Source organism: Nocardioides sp. YIM 152588 (assembly GCF_040191335.1).
Classification (GTDB): domain Bacteria; phylum Actinomycetota; class Actinomycetes; order Propionibacteriales; family Nocardioidaceae; genus Nocardioides.
Genome location: NZ_JBEGDJ010000068.1, coordinates 1 through 19388 on the forward strand (window position 1 = coordinate 1; position 19388 = coordinate 19388).

20 protein-coding genes are annotated in these 19388 nt (G+C 75.3%); 8 read left to right on the forward strand and 12 right to left on the reverse strand.

What is annotated here, in order from left to right; all coding sequences use genetic code 11:
* From ABLM29_RS20305 to ABLM29_RS20325, 5 genes are all read right to left on the reverse strand, one after another.
* The coding region (locus ABLM29_RS20305) for an HtaA domain-containing protein (protein ID WP_349716397.1) at positions 1–1190 on the reverse strand (1190 nt) is incomplete at its 3' end.
* Complete coding sequence (locus ABLM29_RS20310) at positions 1183–2307, reverse strand: hypothetical protein (protein ID WP_349716399.1); 1125 nt, start codon at positions 2305–2307, stop codon at positions 1183–1185. The genes ABLM29_RS20310 and ABLM29_RS20305, both read right to left, overlap by 8 nt.
* Positions 2289–3095: a heme ABC transporter ATP-binding protein gene (locus tag ABLM29_RS20315; RefSeq protein WP_349716400.1), complete on the reverse strand. Its 807-nt coding sequence runs from the start codon at positions 3093–3095 to the stop codon at positions 2289–2291. The genes ABLM29_RS20310 and ABLM29_RS20315 overlap by 19 nt, the downstream gene beginning before the upstream one ends.
* On the reverse strand, positions 3092–4180 hold the full coding sequence (locus ABLM29_RS20320; protein ID WP_349716401.1) for a FecCD family ABC transporter permease: 1089 nt from the start codon (positions 4178–4180) through the stop codon (positions 3092–3094). Before ABLM29_RS20320 ends, ABLM29_RS20315 begins: the two co-directional genes overlap by 4 nt.
* Entirely contained in the window at positions 4177–5304 is a 1128-nt protein-coding gene (locus tag ABLM29_RS20325; RefSeq protein WP_349716402.1) for a heme/hemin ABC transporter substrate-binding protein, read from the reverse strand. The genes ABLM29_RS20320 and ABLM29_RS20325 overlap by 4 nt, the downstream gene beginning before the upstream one ends.
* A 176-nt stretch (positions 5305–5480) precedes the next feature.
* Between ABLM29_RS20325 and ABLM29_RS20330 the strand changes: the two genes are divergently transcribed.
* Complete coding sequence (locus ABLM29_RS20330) at positions 5481–6155, forward strand: biliverdin-producing heme oxygenase (RefSeq protein ID WP_349716403.1); 675 nt, start codon at positions 5481–5483, stop codon at positions 6153–6155.
* A 21-nt stretch (positions 6156–6176) separates the two neighbouring features.
* Here the strand turns inward: ABLM29_RS20330 and ABLM29_RS20335 are convergent, their stop codons facing one another.
* The 4 genes from ABLM29_RS20335 to ABLM29_RS20350 all read right to left on the reverse strand — a co-directional run bounded on the left by ABLM29_RS20335 (position 6177) and on the right by ABLM29_RS20350 (position 9824).
* Positions 6177–6767: a DinB family protein gene (locus ABLM29_RS20335; RefSeq protein WP_349716404.1), complete on the reverse strand. Its 591-nt coding sequence runs from the start codon at positions 6765–6767 to the stop codon at positions 6177–6179.
* A 74-nt stretch (positions 6768–6841) separates the two neighbouring features.
* Positions 6842–7765: an alpha/beta hydrolase gene (locus tag ABLM29_RS20340; RefSeq protein WP_349716405.1), complete on the reverse strand. Its 924-nt coding sequence runs from the start codon at positions 7763–7765 to the stop codon at positions 6842–6844.
* Positions 7762–8475, reverse strand: coding sequence for a TetR/AcrR family transcriptional regulator (locus ABLM29_RS20345; RefSeq protein ID WP_349716416.1), 714 nt, complete (start codon positions 8473–8475; stop codon positions 7762–7764). The genes ABLM29_RS20340 and ABLM29_RS20345 overlap by 4 nt, the downstream gene beginning before the upstream one ends.
* Positions 8476–8486: 11 nt before the next feature.
* Positions 8487–9824, reverse strand: coding sequence for a flavin-containing monooxygenase (locus tag ABLM29_RS20350; RefSeq protein ID WP_349716406.1), 1338 nt, complete (start codon positions 9822–9824; stop codon positions 8487–8489).
* A 154-nt stretch (positions 9825–9978) separates the two neighbouring features.
* On the opposite strand from ABLM29_RS20350, the gene ABLM29_RS20355 reads away from it, so the two are divergent.
* Both ABLM29_RS20355 and ABLM29_RS20360 read left to right on the forward strand, forming a co-directional pair.
* Positions 9979–10758 carry an SDR family NAD(P)-dependent oxidoreductase gene (locus ABLM29_RS20355; protein ID WP_349716407.1) on the forward strand — a complete coding sequence of 260 codons (780 nt, stop codon included), beginning with the start codon at positions 9979–9981 and terminating at the stop codon, positions 10756–10758.
* A complete protein-coding gene (locus ABLM29_RS20360; protein ID WP_349716408.1) occupies positions 10755–11579 on the forward strand; it encodes an SDR family NAD(P)-dependent oxidoreductase in 825 nt (274 codons plus the stop codon). Before ABLM29_RS20355 ends, ABLM29_RS20360 begins: the two co-directional genes overlap by 4 nt.
* Here the strand turns inward: ABLM29_RS20360 and ABLM29_RS20365 are convergent.
* Positions 11548–12015, reverse strand: coding sequence for an SRPBCC family protein (locus ABLM29_RS20365; RefSeq protein WP_349716409.1), 468 nt, complete (start codon positions 12013–12015; stop codon positions 11548–11550). The genes ABLM29_RS20360 and ABLM29_RS20365 overlap by 32 nt on opposite strands.
* 175 nt (positions 12016–12190) lie before the next feature.
* Here ABLM29_RS20365 and ABLM29_RS20370 point away from each other — a divergent pair, with 175 nt between their 5' ends.
* The gene (locus ABLM29_RS20370) at positions 12191–13861 is read left to right on the forward strand and encodes a phospho-sugar mutase (protein ID WP_349716410.1); all 1671 of its coding nucleotides are present in this window, start codon (positions 12191–12193) and stop codon (positions 13859–13861) included.
* Positions 13862–13988: 127 nt separating this feature from the next.
* Positions 13989–14756, forward strand: a complete 768-nt coding sequence (locus tag ABLM29_RS20375; RefSeq protein WP_349716411.1) for a DUF1684 domain-containing protein — start codon at positions 13989–13991, stop codon at positions 14754–14756.
* 20 nt (positions 14757–14776) lie between these two features.
* On the opposite strand, the gene ABLM29_RS20380 is transcribed toward ABLM29_RS20375, so the two are convergent.
* Positions 14777–15367, reverse strand: coding sequence for a hypothetical protein (locus tag ABLM29_RS20380; protein WP_349716412.1), 591 nt, complete (start codon positions 15365–15367; stop codon positions 14777–14779).
* A gap of 81 nt (positions 15368–15448) precedes the next feature.
* Between ABLM29_RS20380 and deoC the strand changes: the two genes are divergently transcribed.
* The gene (gene deoC / locus ABLM29_RS20385; protein ID WP_349716417.1) at positions 15449–16093 is read left to right on the forward strand and encodes a deoxyribose-phosphate aldolase; all 645 of its coding nucleotides are present in this window, start codon (positions 15449–15451) and stop codon (positions 16091–16093) included.
* Positions 16094–16096: 3 nt separating this feature from the next.
* Here deoC and ABLM29_RS20390 read toward each other — a convergent pair whose 3' ends face one another.
* On the reverse strand, positions 16097–17740 hold the full coding sequence (locus tag ABLM29_RS20390; RefSeq protein ID WP_349716413.1) for a serine/threonine-protein kinase: 1644 nt from the start codon (positions 17738–17740) through the stop codon (positions 16097–16099).
* A gap of 129 nt (positions 17741–17869) precedes the next feature.
* Between ABLM29_RS20390 and ABLM29_RS20395 the strand changes: the two genes are divergently transcribed.
* Both ABLM29_RS20395 and ABLM29_RS20400 read left to right on the forward strand, forming a co-directional pair.
* Positions 17870–18505 carry an AAA family ATPase gene (locus ABLM29_RS20395; RefSeq protein WP_349716414.1) on the forward strand — a complete coding sequence of 212 codons (636 nt, stop codon included), beginning with the start codon at positions 17870–17872 and terminating at the stop codon, positions 18503–18505.
* Entirely contained in the window at positions 18502–19368 is an 867-nt protein-coding gene (locus ABLM29_RS20400; protein WP_349716415.1) for a serine/threonine-protein kinase, read from the forward strand. The genes ABLM29_RS20395 and ABLM29_RS20400 overlap by 4 nt, the downstream gene beginning before the upstream one ends.
* Positions 19369–19388 lie beyond the last annotated feature (20 nt).

A 19388-nucleotide genomic window follows, 5' to 3' on the forward strand; every position in this document is an offset into this window, starting at 1 on the left:
GGGGCCGGTGCGGCGACGGGGGCCGGCGCCGCGGCCGGAGCCGTCGGCGGGGGCGGTGCGGAGTTCACCACGGTCGGCGCGGTGGTGGCCTCGACCGTCGGCGTCGGCTCCAGCTCGGCCGCCGCGTCGTAGGAGACGGTCACGGGCCGGGGGTGCTTGCGCGGGTCGGCGGCGCCGCCGGAGGAGTACCAGAAGGCGCCGGTGCCCAGGCGCTCCATGGAGGAGACGAACCCCTGCGGGAAGGCACCCCAGTCGGGGCCGGAGGTCACCTGGACCCCGTCGGCGACCTCGACCCGGACGCCGGCGTAGGCCGGGGTGACGGTGAACCCGCCGTCGGCGCCGAGGTCGACGCCCGGCAGCGTCGCGACCCGGACCCGGTGCTCGGCGACCGGAGCCCACGCCGTCGGGTCGTCGAGGGAGGTGGCGTAGCCGCTGAGCAGGGCGGTGAGCGTGCCCCGGCCGTCGGCGACGGTCAGCACCGGGTCGGCGAGGTGGAAGAACGAGTAGCCGGAGTAGTAGAGGACGGTGACCTCGCCCTCCCAGGCGATCTCGGCGGTGCCCGCGGCGGCGTCCACCTCGCCGGTGCCTCCCGAGAAGACGAAGGTGTGGTTGCTGTCGCCGCCGACGCTGAGCCGCTCCCCCGCGCCGTCCGTGCTGAGGCCCGCCCACGTCGCGGGCCGCCAGCGACCGCCGTCCCACTTCTCGACGGCCACCTCGCCCGCGGCCTGCCGCCACGAGCGGCGCGGCAGCGCCTGGCCGCCGCGGCCCGGGTCCGGGATCCGGCCGGCGGAGAAGAAGTTGTAGGTGCCCGGCGCGTAGGCGGCGGTGTTGGACTCCAGGTTGATGCCCCAGCGCAGCGCGGCGTCCTCGACCGCGACCGGGCCGTCGGGGGTCGTCGTCGCCGTGGGCGCCTCGGTCGGCGTCTGGGTCGGCGTCTGGGTCGGCGTCTGGGTCGGGGTCTCCGTCGGGGTCTCGGTGGGCGTCCCGGTCGGGGCCTCCGTGGGCGTCCCGGCCGGGGCGCTCGTCGTCGGGGCGCTCGTCGCTGCGGTGTCCGAGGTCCCCTCGCCGGGCGCCGGGTCGGCGCCGTCCGTCGCCCGCGCGGGGGCCACCACGGTGCCGAGCCCGGTCAGCACCAGCACCAGGCCGAGCACGGCCAGTACGGCGGCCGCGGGTCGTCGCGCGTCACGCACCGGCGCTCACCGCCCGGCGCCGGAGCAGGAGCAGGCGGGCGAGCGCCAGCGCCACCAGCAGCGCGGCGCCGGCGAAGAACCAGGGCGCCAGCGCGTCGGAGCGGGCCTCCGTCCCCGCGGCCGCGGCGACCGGCTCGGCGGCGGCATCGGCCACGCCCGCCGGCTCGTCGGCGGCGGCCAGCGCGAACCGCACGACGGGCTGGTCCACGTCCTCGGCGAGGCCGTAGAGCCGCAGCTCGTGGGTGCCCGGCCCGAGGGTCGGCGGCACGGCGACGACGCCGGCGACGGTGCCGTCGGCGCCCACCACGAAGGGGCCGTTGGCCGAGGCGCCGTCGTCGAGGATCGCGGTCACCTGGGCCCCCGGGGTGAGGCCCTGGGCGCGGAAGGAGAGGACGTTGCCGACCTTCGCCGAGGTGCGGTCCACCTCCAGCGCGACGGGTCCGAGCCGCACCCGCCTGCCCGAGCCCTCGGCCCCCTCGGGGGTGGCCTCCACCGCGGCGCCGGCGGCGTCGCCCGCCTCCGCGGCGTCGGTCTCGGCCTGCGCTGCGGCGCCGGCGTCCCCGTCGTACAGGTCGGTGACGCGGACCGGCGTGAAGGTCTCGTTGGTGGCGTTGGTGACGCCGTGGGCGCCGACCGTGATGACGCCGCAGGTGACCGTGCGGCAGTCGACGCGGCGGGTGCCGCCGTCGCGGTCGACGGCGGTGAAGACCGCGCCCGGCACCGTGATCGTGGTCGACCACGCGCCGTTCGCCGACATCGCGCCGCCGTTGGCCGAGCCGGCGGTGTCGGAGCCCGGGAAGGCGACGTAGCGCTGGTACCCCTGGTTGTCCGCGGCCTCGCCGTCGGGGACGTAGAAGTAGTCGCGCCCGGTGGCACCGCCCTGGCTCGGCCGCCAGCGGCCGTCGACGGTGCCGAAGAAGACGTAGACGCCGCCGTGGCCGCCCTTGACCGCCTGGAACCCGCTGGCGGAGACGCGCAGCTCGGTCGCGTAGGTGGGGTCGATCGCGGCCGAGCCGGAGCCGTTGGCGACCGAGACGCGGGCCGCGGCGTCCGCGCGGGGCGCCGGGCCGACCACGGCGATCAGCGCGGCGACCAGGATCAGTACGACGGGGCGCACCCGACACCTCCTCGGACCGGGAGCACCACGGGCGTCCCGTCGTGGTCGATCACCCGGACCGGGTGCTGGTAGACCTCGCTGAGCAGCGGGCCCCGCAGGACCTCGGTGGGCGAGCCGTCGGCGCGCAGGCGCCCGTCGGAGAGCAGGCAGACGCGGTCGGCGTACGCGCCCGCGAGGGACAGGTCGTGCAGCACCACGACCACCAGCGCGCCGCAGCGGGCCTCGGCGCGCGCCACCTGGAGCAGCGCCTCCTGGTGCCGGATGTCGAGGGCCGCGGTCGGCTCGTCGAGCATCACGATCGGCGTCTCCTGCGCCAGCACCCGCGCGAACGACGCGCGCGACTGCTCGCCGCCGGAGAGCGTCGGGAAGAGCCGGTCGGCGAGGTGGTCGACGTCCGCCCGCTCCATCGCCGAGGCGATCACGGTGCGGTCCGCGGCGGCGCGCTCGGTGCGGTGCCAGGGGGCGCGGCCCATCGCGACCACGTCGCGTACGTGGAAGCCGAACGCCAGCGCCTGGTGCTGCATCAGCACCGCGCGGCGGCGCGCCAGGTCGCGCGGGCGGTGGTCGGCCATCGGCTGGCCGTCGAGGCGGACCTGGCCGGTCGTCGGCGCGAAGTCGCCCGCAAGCAGCCCGAGCAGCGTGCTCTTGCCGGCTCCGTTGGGGCCGACCAGCGCGACCAGCTCGCCGGCGTGCAGGTCGAGGTCCACCCCGCTCAGGATCGGTACGCCGCCGCGCTCGACGCCCGCGCCGCGCGCCTCGAGCACCGGCCGGGTCCGCGCGGCGCTCATGCCCAGCCCCCCGCCGTACGGCGCGACCGGCGGATCAGCCAGAAGAAGAACGGGCCGCCGACCAGCGAGGTGAGCAGGCCGATCGGCAGGTCGGCGTTCTGCACCGCGGTGCGCGCCCACAGGTCGGCGCAGACCAGCAGCAGGGCGCCACCGAGCGCGCTGGCCGGGATCAGCAGCCGGTGGCCGGGGCCCGCGACCATGCGGACCAGGTGCGGCACGACCAGGCCGACGAAGGCGATGATCCCGCAGAAGCTGACCGCGGCCGCGGTGAGCAGGGCGACCACGACGATCGCCACCAGCCGCAGCCGCTCCACGTCGACGCCGACGTGCCGCGCGGCGCGGTCGCCGAGCGAGAGCAGGTCGAGCGGTCGGGCCAGCGCGACCGCCGCCGCGACGCCGACGACCGCCAGCGGGGCCACGATCGCGACGGCCGACCAGCGGGTGCCGTTGAGGCTGCCCAGGGTCCAGAAGACGATCTCCTCACGCGCCTGCTGGTCGCCGAGGAAGAGCAGGAACGACAGCCCGGCGCTGGTCATCGCGTTGAGCGCGATGCCGGTCAGCACCAGGGTGACCACCTCCGTGCGGCCGCCGTCGCGGGAGAGCAGGTAGACCAGCAGCGTCGTGACCAGGCCGCCGGCGAAGGCCGCGGCCGCGACGGTCCAGGAGCCGAGCGCGGTGGCGTCGAAGACGATGACGGCGCCGGCCGCGACCGCGGCGCCGGAGGAGACGCCGACGACGCCGGGCTCGGCCAGCGGGTTGCCGAAGACGCCCTGCATCACCGCGCCGGCGGTGGCCAGCGCGGCCCCGGCGAGCGCCGCCATGGCGACCCGCGGGAACCGGACGCTCCACAGGGTCGCGTCGCCCTGCGGGTGGCTGGGCAGCGGACCGGCGTCGAGGCCGAGCCGGTGCAGCACCGAGCCGAGCACCTCGGCCGGCGGCACCGCGAGCTGGCCCGTGCCGGCGCTGACCAGCAGCGCCGCGACCAGCGCGAGCAGCAGGCCGATCAGCAGCAACGGGCCGCGGGCGGCGCGCAGCCGGCCGGCAGCCAGGCCCCGGGATGCCGGGGCGGCGGGGACGGCCGTCACGCGACGGCCTCCGGCGCGTAGACCGCGACGGCCAGCGCGTTGAGCACGTCGGCGCTCGCCGGCCCGTAGCCGAGGATCTGGGAGTCGGCCATGTCGACGAACCGGCGGTGCTCCCCGGCGGGGGTGTTGGCCAGCGCCGGCAGCCGCTCCAGCAGGCCGTCGACGCCACCGGCGGACTCCAGCCCCTTGGTCATCATCAGCACGAGCTCGGGCTGCGCGGCCACGATCGCCTCGTCGGTCACCGGCTTCACGCCGCCCCACTCGATCTCGTCGGCGACGTCGTAGAGGCCGAGCGCGTCGATCAGGGTGTCGGCGCCGGAGTCCTCCCCGAACAGGTAGTAGACGCCGGCCTGGCCGCGCACGTAGAGGAAGACGGTGCGCAGCCGGTCGGTCTCCGCGGCGGGTGCGACGCCGGCGATCTGCTCGGTCACCGCGGCGACCTCGCGCTCGATCCGCGTCGCCAGCTCCTCGCCGCGGGACGGTACGCCGAGGGCGGCCGCGACCTCACGGGTCAGCGCGGCGACGTTGTCGAGCCCCCGGTCGCCGTCGACGACCACGACCGGGATCCCGGCCTCGCGCATCTGCAGCACCACGTCCCACGGGCCGAGCGAGGTGTCGGTGATGATCAGCGTCGGGTCGAGCGACAGGATCGCCTCGGCGTTGAGGTCGTGGCCGTTCTGGGTGACCAGCGGCAGGTCCGAGGCCTCGTCGAACTGGGTCGAGACGTCGCGACCCACCAGGCTCTCGCCGAGGCCGAGGTCGAAGACGGTGCGCGCCAGCGTGCCGTGCACGTCCAGCGCGAGCACCCGGCTGACGTCGGTCACGGTGACCTCCGTGCCCTGGGCGTCGGTCACGGTCGCCGGGAGCCGCGGCGCGCCCGTGTCGGAGACCGGCTCGACGGCGGCGCCGGCGGGGACCGCGGTGACCGGGCCGTCCCAGGCGCGGGGATCGGCGAGCGGGGTGACCTCGTCGAGGGGCGGGGCCGTCGTACCGGTGGCGGTGGGGGTGCCGGCCGCCGGGGTCGTCGCCTCGATGCCGCAGCCGGCGAGCGCGAGCACGGCGGCGACGGCCGCGGCCGGCGTGGCGAGTCGGCGAAGGCCGCGCCGCGGGTGGGCAGCGGGCAACGATGGCAGCAACGACACGTCCGGACCGACCTCTCTCGGGCAACGCCCCGATCGAGGCGCGGCATTAGGTTAGCATCACCTTAATTAGTGCAGCCTTACCTATACTTTTTCCTGACGAAGTGTCATCATCTTGTCGACAACCTGTCAAGAAGTAGCCCAGACGGAGGCCGCCACCCATGACCGCACTCGCCGCCAGCGACGTCGTCCCCACCCTGTCCACGGCCATGCGCGACGGCTCCCGGGCCGAGCACGAGGCGGCCGAGAACTCCGCGTTCATGTCCGAGCTCCTCGAGGGCCGCCTCTCCCCCACCGCGTACGCCGACCTGCTGCTGCGCCTGCGCCGCGTCTACGCCGCGCTGGAGGAGACGACGCGCGCGCTCGCCGCGGACCCGCTGGTGGCACCGCTGCACGACCCGGCGCTGGAGCGGCTGGCGGCGATCGACGCCGACCTGTCCCACTGGGCGCCCGGCCGCGACGCCGCCGACGTGGAGTCGCCGGCCGCGACGGCGTACGAGGAGCGGCTGCGCGCCGCCGGCGCGTGGGGCGGCCTCCTCGTCGCGCACCACTACACGCGCTACCTCGGCGACCTGTCCGGTGGCCAGGTGATCGGCCGGCTGCTGGCCCGCACGTACGACCTGCCCGAGGGCCGGGGCGTGGCGTTCTACGAGTTCCCCGGCATCGCCAAGCCGAAGCCCTACAAGGACGACTACCGCGGCGCCCTGGACTCCCTCCCCCTCGGCCCCGGCGACCTCGAGCGCGTCGTCGACGAGGTGAAGGTCGCGTTCCGCCTCAACCAGGCCCTCTTCGCCGAGCTCGCCGCCGACCTGGACGCCTACCGCACCACCGCCTGACCCGCGAGCCGGGAGTGGGGGTCAGCCGAAGCGGTTGGCGATCCGCGTCAGCTTCGCCCGGTACGACGCCCAGTCGGTCTCGCCGGGGATGTTGGTGCGCCCCGGCAGCATGCCGACGGAGCCGTCGATCCGCTCCCGGATGACGTCCGCCTGACCGGCATGGCGGGCGAGGTCGGTGATCACGTGCACCAGCACCTGGTGCAGGACGACCTCGTCCTGCCCCTCCGGCCACCAGGGGACCTTCCCCGGGGCGTCGAGCGGCAGCTCGTCGATCGTCGCGTCGGCGAAGGCGGCGGCGCGCGCGGCGAGGTCCAGCACCAGGTCGCTGGGCTCGTCCTCGGTCGCGTACCAGTCCGCCTGGGGGTCGCCGGCGGCGATCTCGTCCAGCACCAGCTCCTCCGGGGTCGGCCAGTCGCGATCGAAGACCACCCCGAAGTAGCCGATCTCCACGTGCACGCAGTGCTTCACGATGCCGAGCAGGTTGTTGCCCGTGGCCGTGTGCGGCAGCCGCACCTGGCGCTCGTCGAGGCCGTCGAGCTTCCACAGCAGCGCCTCGCGGCACGAGCGCAGGTACCGGTGGAGGGTCGCCTTGGGATCGGTGGGATCCGCCATCGCCCCAGTCTGTCCCGATCGGGCGGGCGCCACCACCACCCCACGCCGACGTCAGCCCGCCGCGCTCGTCGCGCTCAGCCCGCCGCGGGCGCGAGGTGGCGGCGCAGGAACGCCACCGCGTGCCGCACGGCGGCCTCGTGGCACGGCTTGCCCGGGAAGAGGTCGAAGTGGTCGCCCGGGTAGTGCCGGACCTCGGCGCGGCCGGCGAACGCCGCCTTGGCCGCGGCCTGCGGCGGCGCGCTGCGGTCGAAGTCGGCGATCTGGACCAGCCACGGGCAGGTCATCCGCGCCGCGTCCTTGGCGGGCTGGCGCCCACCCACCTCCAGCACCACGTCGGCGGCGATCTCGTTGCGCCAGGTCGGGCCGGCGATCGACGTCAGGTCCTCCAGCGCGCCCGAGACGGTGAGCGCGCCGACCTCGCCGGGCCGGGCGACGACGGGGATCATCGTCCGCTCCCGGCCGAGCGCGCTGCCGACCCGGCTGCGGAGGCCGCGGACCGTGGAGCCGACCAGCTGGCCGGCCGTGTGGTGCTGGGCGGCGAGCCGGCCGGCGGCCCAGCCGTCCACCATCGGCACCATGGCCACCACGGCCGCGACATCGGGGCGTCCGGCGGCGGCGCTGATCACGTGGCCGCCGCCCAGCGAGTCGCCCCAGAGCACGATCCGGTCCGGGTCGACGCCGTCCAGGCGGGCCGCGGCGGCCATCGCGGCGCGCAGGTCGGCGAGCTGGCCACCGAGCGAGACGACCTGGCGCGGGGTGCCGCCGCTGGTGCCGAAGCCGCGGTAGTCGAAGGTCAGCACGTCGATCCCGGCGTCGGCGAAGGCCTCCGCGAACGGCGCCAGCCCGGTGTCGCGGGTGCAGGAGAGGCCGTGGGCCATCACCATCACCGGCCGGCCGCGGGGGCCCGCCAGCGCGTCGCTCCGCGCCGGGTAGTGGTCTGCCTCGCAGACGACCCCCTCCGAGGTGAAGGTCAGCGTGCTCAGGGCGGTCTCGGTCATCGGTTCCTCCCGCTCTCGGGCTGGTTCTCGGGCTGCTTCTCGGGCTGGGCGTCGGGCTGGGCGTCGGGCTCGCAGCCGTAGACGGAGCGCAGCCAGACGCTGGCCAGCGCCTCGACGTGCGCCACCCGCTCCGGACCGGCGCCGCGCGCGTGCCGCTCCAGCGCGTGGTTGTTCAGGTCGAGCAGCACCGCGGCCAGGGCGTCGGCATCGGCGCCGGGCGCCGCCCGGCCGGCCGCCCGCTCGGCGCGGATCATCGCCGCGACGCGACCGGCGAAGTCGGCCAGGCCGGCGTCCCAGGTCTCGCGCACGGACGGTGTCGTCGCCCGCGCGTCGAGCAGCGCGCGGTAGGTGTGCGGCGTGCGGTCGACGGAGTCGAAGAGGCGCTCGATCACGCCGCGGATCCGGGCCGCCGGGTCGCCCTCCGCGCGGGCCAGGTCCTCGGTGGTGGCCGAGGCCTCGTCGTACAGGTCGGCCATCAGGGCCATGACGGCGACGGCCTTGGACTCGAAGTAGAAGTAGAACGCGGAGCGGGAGACCCCGGCCCGACGGGAGATCTCGGCGACGTTGATCTCCTCCAGCGACCGCTCGCGCAGCAGGTCGTCGAAGGCGCGCACCAGCGCGTCGCGACGCGCGTCGCCGCGGCCGCCCGCGCGCCGGTCGACCAGGCGCGCCCAGTCCCGCTCCCCCGCCCCGGCGACCGGCTCCACCATCGCCACCGGGCTCACCGGACCCCGGCCCCGGCCCAGCCCTCCGCCCGGCGCAGCCCGGCGGGGATCTCGCGGGTGCGCAGGTCGTGCTCGTAGAGGAAGTAGTCGAGCTGCTGGGTGTGCCGCGGCCGCTGCACCATGTGCGCGGTGTACCGCTGCTCGTCCTCGGTGATCACCCGCTCCATCTCGGCCACCGACGGCGGGGCGTAGCGGCCGACGAGCCACGCCGCGACGAGCCGGGTCTGGCACTCCACGAACGGGAACAGCGTCGGCACGGCCTGCGCGAAGCCGACGAACGCGAGGTCGTCGAAGCCGGGCTTGAAGATCCGCTTGAACAGCCGGATGTGGTTCTCGGGTGCGCTGATCAGGTCGGGGTCGAAGAACGGGAACGTGATGTTGTAGCCGGTCGCGTGCACGACCACGTCGAACTCCTCGCTGGTGCCGTCGGCGAAGTGCACCCGGGAGCCGTCGAACCGCTCGATGTCACCCTTGGCACGCAGGTCGCCGGAGCCGAGTCGCAGCGGCAGCTCGACGGACTGCGTGGGGTGCGCCTCGAAGAACTTGTGGTTCGGGGCGGGCAGCCCGTAGTCCTCGGGGCGCCCGGCGGTCATCGGCTGCATCATCTGCACGAACTTGCGCTGCCAGGCGTACGGCAGGTGCGGCGAGGTTCGGAAGTACTTGTCCGCGGGCTTGCCGGCGAAGTACTTCGGCACGATCCAGGCGCTGGAGCGGGTCGAGATGACGACCTCGTTCTGCAGGGTCTTGCTGGACAGCTCGACGGCGATGTCGGCGGCGCTGTTGCCGATCCCGATGATCAGGATCCGCTTCCCGGTCAGGTCGTACGGCGTCCGCGGGTCGATGTAGGCGTGCGAGTGCATCGTCAGCCCGGTGAACTCCCCGGGCTTGTCGGCGAAGCGCGGGTCCCAGTGGTGGCCGTTGGCCACGACCAGCCGGTCGAACGTGCGCACCCCGGTGGCCTGGGTCTCCAGCTCCCAGCCGCCGCCCGGCAGCGGGCGCGCGTGCAGCACGCCGTTGCCGAACTCGATGCGGTCGCGGAGCCCGAAGGCGTCGACGTAGGAGTCCAGGTAGTCCTTGATCTGGGTGTGGTGCGGGAAGTCGGGGTACTCCTCGGGCATCGGGAAGTCCTTGAAGGACAGCTGGTGCTTCGAGGTGTCGATGTGCAGCGAGCGGTAGGCGCTGCTGTGACCGTTCGGGTTGCCGAAGGCCCAGTTGCCGCCGACCCGGTCCGAGGCCTCGAGGACCGCGAAGGGCACGCCGTAGTCGTCGCACATCTTCGCGGTGGTCAGTCCGCTGATGCCGGCTCCGATGATGGCCGTGGTCGGTGCGGTCACGGGGTCCTCCTGAGGGGCGGGGCCGGGGGCGGCGCCCGGCACTTCTTTGACAGGTCAACCGCTTGACAGATCGACGTGACGCCCGTCACGTTAGAACCTGTTCTAGACACGTGTCAACGACACCTGACAGGTGTCAGAAACGGCAGGAGGCTCGATGAGCGCAGCAGACAGGCGGGTCAGCGTGGTGGTCGGCGGAGCGTCCGGGCTGGGCCTGGCGACCGCCCGGCGGCTGGCCGAGGACGGCGACCTCGTCGTCATCGGCGACGTCGACGGCGACGGCGCGGAGCGCGCCGCGAAGGCACTCGGCGAGGACCACGAGGGATGGGCGGTCGACGTCACCGACGAGGCCGCCGTGCAGGGGCTCTTCGAGGGCGTCGCCGCCCGGCACGGCGCCCTCCACGGCCTGGTCAACTGCGCCGGCGTCAGCACCCTCTCCCCCGTCGTCGACCACGACGCGGCCGAGTGGCGCCGCGTCGTCGACGTCTGCCTGACCGGCTCCTTCCTGGTCCTCAAGCACGCCGGACGCCATGTCGCGGACGGCGGCTCGCTGGTCACCCTGGCCTCCCTCAACGCCCGCCAGCCCGGCACCGGGATGGCCGCCTACTGCGCCGCCAAGGCCGGCGTGGTCGCACTGACCGAGGTCACCGCCCTCGAGCTCGGCCGCCGCCGGGTCCGCGTCAACGCGGTCGCCCCCGGCCTCGTGGTCACCCCGCTGACCGCGCCCGCGATGGACATCCCCGGCGTGCGCGAGGAGTACGTCGCCAACACCCCGCTCGGGCGCCCCGGCCTCCCCGACGAGATCGCCGCAGCCTGCCGGTTCCTGCTCTCCGACGACGCCGCCTGGATCACCGGCGAGACGATGGACATCAACGGCGGCGCGCACCTGCAGCGCTACCCCGACCTGATGGGCCTCGTCACGAAGGCGTTCGCGTGAGCGCCCCGCTCGACGCCTTCGCCGGGCGGACCGCCGTCGTCACCGGCGCCGGCTCCGGGATCGGCGCCGCGCTCAGCCGCGCCCTGGACGCGGCCGGCGCGACCGTCGTCTGCGCCGACGTCGACGAGACCGCCGCGAAGGCCACCGCCGCCGGGCTCAGCGACCGCGTCCGCGCCGTCGGCCTGGACGTCACCGAGGCCGACCGCGTGCAGGAGGTGGTCGACCAGTTCGTCGCCGACGAGGGCCGCCTGGACCTGATGTTCAACAACGCCGGGATCACGTTCCTCGGCGAGACCCACGACCTGACGCTGGAGCAGTGGAACCGGATCATCGACGTCAACATCCGGGGCGTGGTGCACGGCGTGCACGCGGCGTACCCGGTGATGATCCGGCAGGGCGCGGGCCACATCGTCAACACCGCCTCCATGGGCGGCCTGATGGCGGCGGGCCTGATGACCTCGTACGTGACCACCAAGCACGCCGTCGTCGGGCTCTCGCTGGCGCTGCGCACCGAGGCGGCCGGCCACGGCGTCGGGGTGACCGCGATCTGCCCGGCCGCGGTCGACACCCCGATCCTGGACAAGGGCGAGATCGGCCGGTTCCGCGGCCGCGACTACTACCTGAAGGGTCAGGGCGTGAAGCGGCCGGTCGCCCCGGACCGCCTCGCCCGGGTCGTGCTCACCGCGGTCGCGGCCGACCGGCCGCTGGTGGTGGAGCCGGCGCAGGCGCGGGTGGCCTGGCGGCTCGGCCGCCTCTCCCCGACGATGGTGAACCGGATGGCCACGCGCTTCATCGACCGGCAGCGGGCCGGGGTGAGCTGACGCCGGGCGTCCCGAGCCGGCGCCGCAGCCCCTGCTCGCAGCCCGCCATCATGCGGTGGTGGTTCCAGCGCAGCACGGGGCGGGCCAGGACCGACGCCGCGGCCAGCGCCCCGCCGACCGACACCTCCTGGGCGAGCGCCAGCCGCGTCCCGCCCGGCGCGGGCGTCAGCGTCCACCGCACCCAGCCGTCGAGGTCGCCGGCCACGCTGACCTCCAGCGTCGGCAGGTCCCGCGAGACCGCCTCCAGCACCAGGTCGAGGGTGTAGGGCAGCGCCGAGCGGCATAGCACCCGGGCGGCGTCCGGGCCCAGCCGGGCCACGGCGCGCACCTCGGGCCACCAGGACGGGTACCCGGCCAGGTCCAGCGCCACGTCGGCGACCGCGCCCACCTCGGCCGGCACCGCCCAGGCGGAGGCGAAGCGGTAGCGGGCGCGCACGGACCCATGCTCGCCCACCGGTGGTTGAGGTGCGAGCGAAGCGAGCCCTGCCGGTGGTTGAGGTGCGAGCGAAGCGAGCCCTGCCGGTGGTTGAGGTGCGAGCGAAGCGAGCCTCGAAACCACCCCGGCGCTCCGGGGGCAGCGCGATCGTGCCGCACGGCGTTAGCGTGCCCCCATGACGACCCCCGACGTCGACGTCCTGCTGACCCGCGCCCAGAGCTGGCTCGCCGAGGATCCCGATCCGGAGACAAGGGCCGAGCTGAAGGAGGTGCTCGCCGCCGCCGAGGCCGACGACGCCGCCGCCGAGGCCGACCTCGCCGACCGCTTCCACGGCACCCTCGAGTTCGGCACGGCCGGGCTGCGCGGCGCGCTCGGCGCCGGCCCCAACCGGATGAACCGGGTGGTGGTCACGCGCGCGGCGGCCGGCCTGGCGGCGTACCTGGTCGACACCGGGGCGGAGCCCGGCTCCCCCGTCGTGATCGGGTACGACGCCCGCTACAACTCCGACGTCTTCGCCCGTGACACCGCGGAGGTGATGGCCGGCGCCGGCCTGCGACCGCTGCTGCTGCCGCGGCCGCTGCCGACCCCGGTGCTCGCCTTCGCGATCCGCGAGCTCGGCGCCGCCGCCGGGGTGATGGTGACGGCCAGCCACAACCCGCCGCGGGACAACGGCTACAAGGTGTACCTGGGCGACGGGTCGCAGATCGTGCCCCCGGCCGACGAGGAGATCGCGGTCCGGATCGCGGCGGTCGGCTCGCTGACCGCCGTGGCCCGCGCCGAGCCGGAGTCCACCGGCGGCGGCGTCCTCGGCGAGGAGGTGCTGGAGGCCTACCTGGCCAGCGTGGAGGGCCTGGTGGCCGACGGCCCGCGGGACCTGACGGTGGTCTACACGCCGCTGCACGGCGTCGGCGCCAGCCCGCTGCTCCGGGTGCTGACCGACGCGGGCTTCCCCGAGCCGCGGGTGGTGGAGCAGCAGGCCGACCCGGACCCGGCGTTCCCGACCGTGGCGTTCCCGAATCCCGAGGAGCCGGGCGCGATGGACCTCGCGCTCGACCTCGCCGCGCTCGCCGACGCGGACCTGGTGCTCGCCAACGACCCGGACGCCGACCGCTGCGCGGTGGCGGTGCCGGGGCCGGACGGCTGGCGGATGCTGCGCGGCGACGAGGTCGGTGCGCTGCTCGCCGACCACCTGCTGACGTCGGGCCGCACGGGCGTCTACGCGACCTCGATCGTCTCCTCCTCGCTGCTGGGTCGACAGGCCGCGGCGCACGGGCAGCCGTTCGCCGAGACGCTGACCGGGTTCAAGTGGATCGGCCGGCTACCGGACCTGGCGTTCGGGTACGAGGAGGCGCTCGGCTACTGCGTCGACCCCGCCCACGTCGCCGACAAGGACGGCGTCTCGGCCGCGCTGCTGCTGTGCGAGATGGCGGCGGTCGCCAAGGCGGCGGGCCGGACGCTGCAGGACCGGCTGGACGAGATCGCGGTCGAGCACGGCCTGCACGCCACCGACCAGCTCTCGGTCCGCGTCAGCGACCTGGCCGAGATCGGGGCGGCGATGGCCCGGCTGCGCGGTACCCCGCCGACCGAGCTCGGCGGGCAGCCGGTGACGACCACCGACGACCTCTCCCTCGGCAGCGCGGCGCTGCCCCCGACGGACGGGCTGCGCTACCGCACCGCGGGCGGGTCGCGGGTGATCGTGCGCCCGAGCGGCACCGAGCCGAAGCTCAAGTGCTACCTGGAGGTGGTGGTGCCGGTCGCCGACGGCGACGTCGCCGCCGCGCGGGCGAGCGCCACCGAGCAGCTGGCGGCGCTGCGGGCCGACATCGCGGCGGCGGCCGGCATCTGAGGCCGCCGGGGCCCGCGTCACATGCATTTCGGTCGCTTCCCCGGCCGGAACCCGACCAGGATCCATGTGACGCGGGGCAGGCGCCGCCACTTCGTCGCCAGCACCCCGCCGGTGTCACCATGGATCGGTGAGTGACTTCCTGGACCGGTGGCAGGCCTTCCGCGACGCCCGCGAGGCGCGGCTGCGGGACCAGCACGGCTACCTGTCCATCACCGCGCTGCACTGGCTGACCGACGAGCCGCAGCGGCTCGACGGGGTGCCGGGCGCCTGGTGGCAGGAGGGCGACGCCGTCCGCGTGCGGCTCTCCCCCGGCGAGTCCCTGGGCCTCGACGGTGCCGACCTCGGCTCCGGCGTCCACACGCTCGGCGCCGTGCCCGAGGAGGGCCGGACGGTCACGTTCGGGGACGCCGTGGCCGAGGTCGCCGACCGCGACGGCCGCGCGATCCTGCGCCCGCGCCACCCGGACTCGCCGCTGCTCGCCTCCTACCGCGGCACCCCCTGCTACGCGCCCGACGAGGCGTGGGCGCTGCCGGGCCGCTTCGAGCCGTGCGCGGGCGACGGCACCGGCGCCACCGGCGAGGTCCGCGGCGAGGTCGTCGTCGAGCACGCCGGCGCCGAGCACCGCCTGCTCGCCTGGTCCAGCGGCGACGAGCGGCTGTGGATCCTGTTCCGCGACGCGACGTCGGGGGTCACCACCTACCCGGCCAGCCGCCAGGTGCTGGTGGACCCGCCGGCGGCGGACGGCTCGGTGCTCCTCGACCTGAACCGGGCGATCAACATGCCGTGCGCCTACACCGACCACGTCACGTGCCCGCTGCCGCCGGCGGCGAACACGCTGCCGTTCGCGGTCGAGGCGGGCGAGCGGATGCCGGAGCAGGTGCTCGCCGGCGCCTGAGCCCTCCCGGTCGACCCCGCTCAGAGCACGCCGGTCACGACGACCACCAGCGCGAACCCCGCGAGCAGCGCGATCTCCGGCCACGCCCAGGTCCGTCGTACCTCGTCGCCGAGCGCCCACTGCTCGTCGCTGTCGGCCGGGATGCCGCGCTGGGCGCGGGCGTCGTCCGCGCGCTTCCGGATCCGGTTCTCCACCATCGAGCCGTACGACGGCGGGGCGCCGGGCCGGCCCTTGCCGCGCAGCTCGCGGGCGGACTGCCGGAAGGTGCGGTTGACCGCGGCGCTGACGTAGCGGCGCTCACCCACCCGGACGGCGGCCACCTGGTGCACCACCACGCCGGAGACCGCGGCCAGCGGCACCGTGACGGTGTCGAGGAACCCGCGCAGCTCCAGGTCCTCCCCGGCCACCCGGATCCGCGGGCGCAGGATCGCGGCCCAGATCAGGGTCGCCAGGAAGCCGCAGAGCGCGTAGCCCCAGAGCGGGAAGCCGGAGCCCTGCTCGACCACGCCGAGGACCACCACCAGGGCGACCATGGCCAGCCCGATCGTCCCGATCACCACCGAGCCGGAGGACCGGAAGACCTCCCCCTTCGCGCCGAGATCGCCACCCACGCCGAACAGCCTATGCTGGCTCGGGTGAGCACCACCGACCCCACCTCCCCCGATCAGCCGAGCGCCGCCGACGTCGCCGGGATGATCGACCACACGCTGCTCAAGCCGGAGGCGACCCACGCCGACGTCGAGGCGCTCGTCGCCGATGCCGTCGAGCTGGGCACCTACTCCGTCTGCGTCTCGCCCTCGATGCTGCCGGTCTCCGTGCCCGAGGGCAGCGACCTGAAGGTGGCCGTGGTCTGCGGCTTCCCCAGCGGCAAGCACACCTCCGCGGTCAAGGCCGCCGAGGCCGCCGAGTCGGTCTCCCGGGGCGCCGCCGAGATCGACATGGTCATCGACATCGGCGCCGCGAAGGAGGGCCGCTTCCACGCCGTGGAGGCCGACATCGCCGCGGTCCGCGCCGCCGCGCCCGCGCCGACCGTGCTCAAGGTGATCATCGAGTCCGCGGCGCTGAGCGACGACGAGATCGTCGGGGTGTGCCGGGCCGCGGAGGCGGCCGGCGCCGACTTCGTGAAGACCTCCACCGGCTTCCACCCCTCCGGCGGCGCCTCCGAGCACGCGGTGCGGCTGATGGCCGCGACCGTCCCGTCGCTCGCCGTGAAGGCCTCCGGCGGCGTCCGCACCATGGAGCAGGCGCAGGCGATGATCCGCGCCGGCGCGACCCGGCTCGGCGTCTCCGGCAGCCGGGCGCTGCTCAGCGGCGGCCCGGCCGGCGGCGGCTACTGAGGCTCAGCCGGCCTTCTTCTGGCGCTTCTCCTTCGCGATCCGCTTCCGCTCGGCCTTCACCACGTCGGGGTCGGCACCGCGGGTCAGGGTGGCCTCGATCTCGATCACGGCGCGGATCTTCTCGGTGTCCCCGAACGGACACTCCTCGGGCCCGCCGGGCCCGCCCGTGAGGTTCTCGTAGGAGACGACGGTCAGGCTGGAGCGAGAGGTCGCCACGTAGGTGTCGGCGAGCCCTGTCTCCGGGTCGGTCGGCCCGACAGGCCTGAACCGCCGCATCACCGCCGGGATCGAGCGCTCCTCCAGGACCACGGGCCCCGTCACCTCGTTGGTCACCGAGTCGACGCACTCGGCGTCGTACGTCGTCGGCTTTCCGCTGAGCTCCTGCACCAGCGCGCCACCCGTCCAGGTGAAGGGGTAGGTGCGGCCCGACGAGCTCTCGATCGTGCCGCCGCAGGCGACGGCCGTCTCGCAGTCCAGGTCGAGGGTCCAGATCCCCTCGCCCAGCGGACCGACGGGCTGGTAGCCGTCCCAGGTGGTCGAGGTGACCACCTGGCGCAGCGTGTACTTCCCGCTCGGCGCGGACGCGACGACCGGGTCGACCTCCTCGACGACCTCCTCGGCCTCGGCGTCGTCACCGTCGGCCCCGGCGTCCGCGCCCGGGCCCGCCGCGGAGGAGGCCACCTCGTCCGGGCCGGAGCCGACGAGCGCGACCGCGGTGAGACCGCCGACCAGCACCAGCAGCGCCGCGGCACCGGCGCCGATCGCGACCTTCCGCGAGACCCGGGGCCGGCCGGCGGCCACCGCGCCCGCGCCGGCCACCGCGCCGACGACGGTGCCGGCCGTGGCTCCACCACCGATCGGGACCAGCGTCGCCACCGCCGGCGCGACGAGCACGCCTACACCGGCCGTCGTCCACCACGCCGCTCCGTAGGTCCGCTCCGCCTCCTCCTCCAGCTCGGCCAGCAACGTCGCCGCGTCCGGCTGCCGGTCGGCGGGGGCGGCGGCCAGCGCGCGGGCCAGCACCGGTCGGATGCCGGGGTCGACGGCGCCCAGGTCGGGCGCCGCGTCGGGCGCGGCCGCACCGGTCAGCAGGTGCACCAGCAGCGCCGCGGCGGCGTACACGTCCGCGGCCGGGGTGAGCGCCTCGCCGGCCGCCGCCTCCGGGGAGCGGTACGCCGGCGTCGACCCGCCGACGCCGAAGTCGACCAGCCGGGAGGTCCCACCGGTGTCGACCAGGACGTTCGAGGCCGAGACGTCGCCGTGCACGACTCCGCGCCCGTGCGCGTGCGCGAGTCCCAGCAGCGCGCCCCGGCAGACGCCGAGCGCCTGCGCGGTGCTCAGCTCGGCGCCGGCGGCGAGCACCTCGGCGACCGTCGCGCCGTCGACCCACTCCAGGACCAGGTAGGCGGCATCCGGCTCCTCGACGAGGCCGTGCACGGCGACGACGTGCGGATCGTCCAGGAGGGCCAGCCGTGCGGCCTCCCGGCGCAGCGCGTCGACCGACTCCGGCGGTACCCGCTTGAGCGCGACGTCGCGCTGCAGGCCGACGTCGCGCGCCTTCAGCACCACGGCGGTGCCTCCGTGGGCAACCGTGCCGACCACCTCGTACCCGCTCACGCGCGCCGGACCGTTGCTGCCAGCATCCATGGGACACCTCATCTCCGTCGATGTGAGGGTGAGCGTGCTCCCCCTCCGCCGCCTCGGGAGCGTCGGTGCGCGCAAATACACCAACCGTGGGAGCGGTGGCCTAGCCGGGATGCGGCAGAATCAGTGCCCATGACCGCGCGCGTGATCGTCCTGGCCGGTCCCTCGGGCTCCGGGAAGTCACGCCTCGCGGAGCGCCTGGAGCAGGCGTACGGGTGGCCGACCCTGCGCCTCGACGACTTCTACCGCGATGCGGACGAGCCCGACCTGCCCACCATCACCGCCGGCGCGAACGCGGGCCTCGTCGACTGGGACCACCGGGCCACCTGGCGGCAGGAGGACGCCGTGGCGACGCTGCTCACGCTCTGCCGCGAGGGTCGGGCCGAGGTGCCGGTCTACTCCCTCGCGGAGAGCCGCCGCACCGGCACGCAGGTGCTGGACCTGGGCGGCGCGACGCACTTCTGCGCGGAGGGGATCTTCGCGCCCGAGGTCGTGGCGGACTGCCTCGCCCAGGACGTGCTGGCGGCGGCGTACTGCATCGCGCAGCACCCGGCGATCACCTTCTGGCGACGGCTGACCCGCGACCTGCGGGAGCGTCGCAAGGCCCCGCTGGTGCTGGTCCGGCGCGGCCTCGCGCTCGCCGGCGACCAGCGCCGGGTGGTCCGTGGCGCGGTCTCCGCGGGGTGCCGGGTCGCGACGGGGCACCAGGCGTTCCAGACCCTCGGCGTCCACGCCTCGCCGGCCGAGCCGGGCCGCGACCGCCCGTGACCGTCCCCGGGCCCCCGCTGCCCCGCGGCCTGGAGCCGGTCGGGGTCCTGGGCGAGGGCGGCTTCGGACTGGTGGTCCGCGCCCACGACCCGGCGCTGGACCGCGACGTCGCGGTGAAGCTGCTGCGGCAGGGAGGCCTGGTGCCGGGCGCCGTGGAGCGGACCATGCGCGAGGGGCAGGCCCTCGCGCGGCTGCGCCACCCCGCGATCGTGCGGGTCCACGAGGCGGTCCGGATGGGCAGCGACGTCGCCCTGATCATGGAGTACGTCGACGGCGGCGACCTCCACGCGCGGCTCAACCAGCGCGGGTTCGGCGTCGAGGAGCGCCTGACGGTGCTCGACCAGGTGGCCTCGGGGCTGGCCGCCGCCCACGACGCCGGGGTCGTGCACCGCGACCTGAAGCCCGGCAACGTGCTGCTGGCCGAGGGCCCGGCGGGGATCCAGGCCCGGATCGCCGACTTCGGGCTGGCCCGGCTGGCGCACGACGCCGCCGCCTTCCGCACCGAGTCCGGCGTCGCCGCGTTCACCCCCGGCTACGGCGCCCCCGAGCAGATGGTCGACCCGGACCACGAGACGCCCCGGATCGACTGGTACTCCTTCGGCGTGCTGGCCTTCCGGCTGCTGCGCGGCTCGATGCCGATGCCCGGGTCGCTCGCCGGCGCCGGCGAGGAGGCGTTCGCGCGGGCCCTCGACCTCGACCCGGCCGGACGGATCGACCCGCGCGGCCTGGTCGCCGAGCTGCGGCGGGTGCCGGTCGCGGAGTGGACGCCGGTGACCTTGTTGGCCGCCTTCAGGATGGTCTTGAGGACGTCGCGCCACGCGGGGCTGCCGAAGCCGATCTCGGCCGCGTCGTCGTTGCCGTAGTTGGAGCCGTCGGCCAGGTA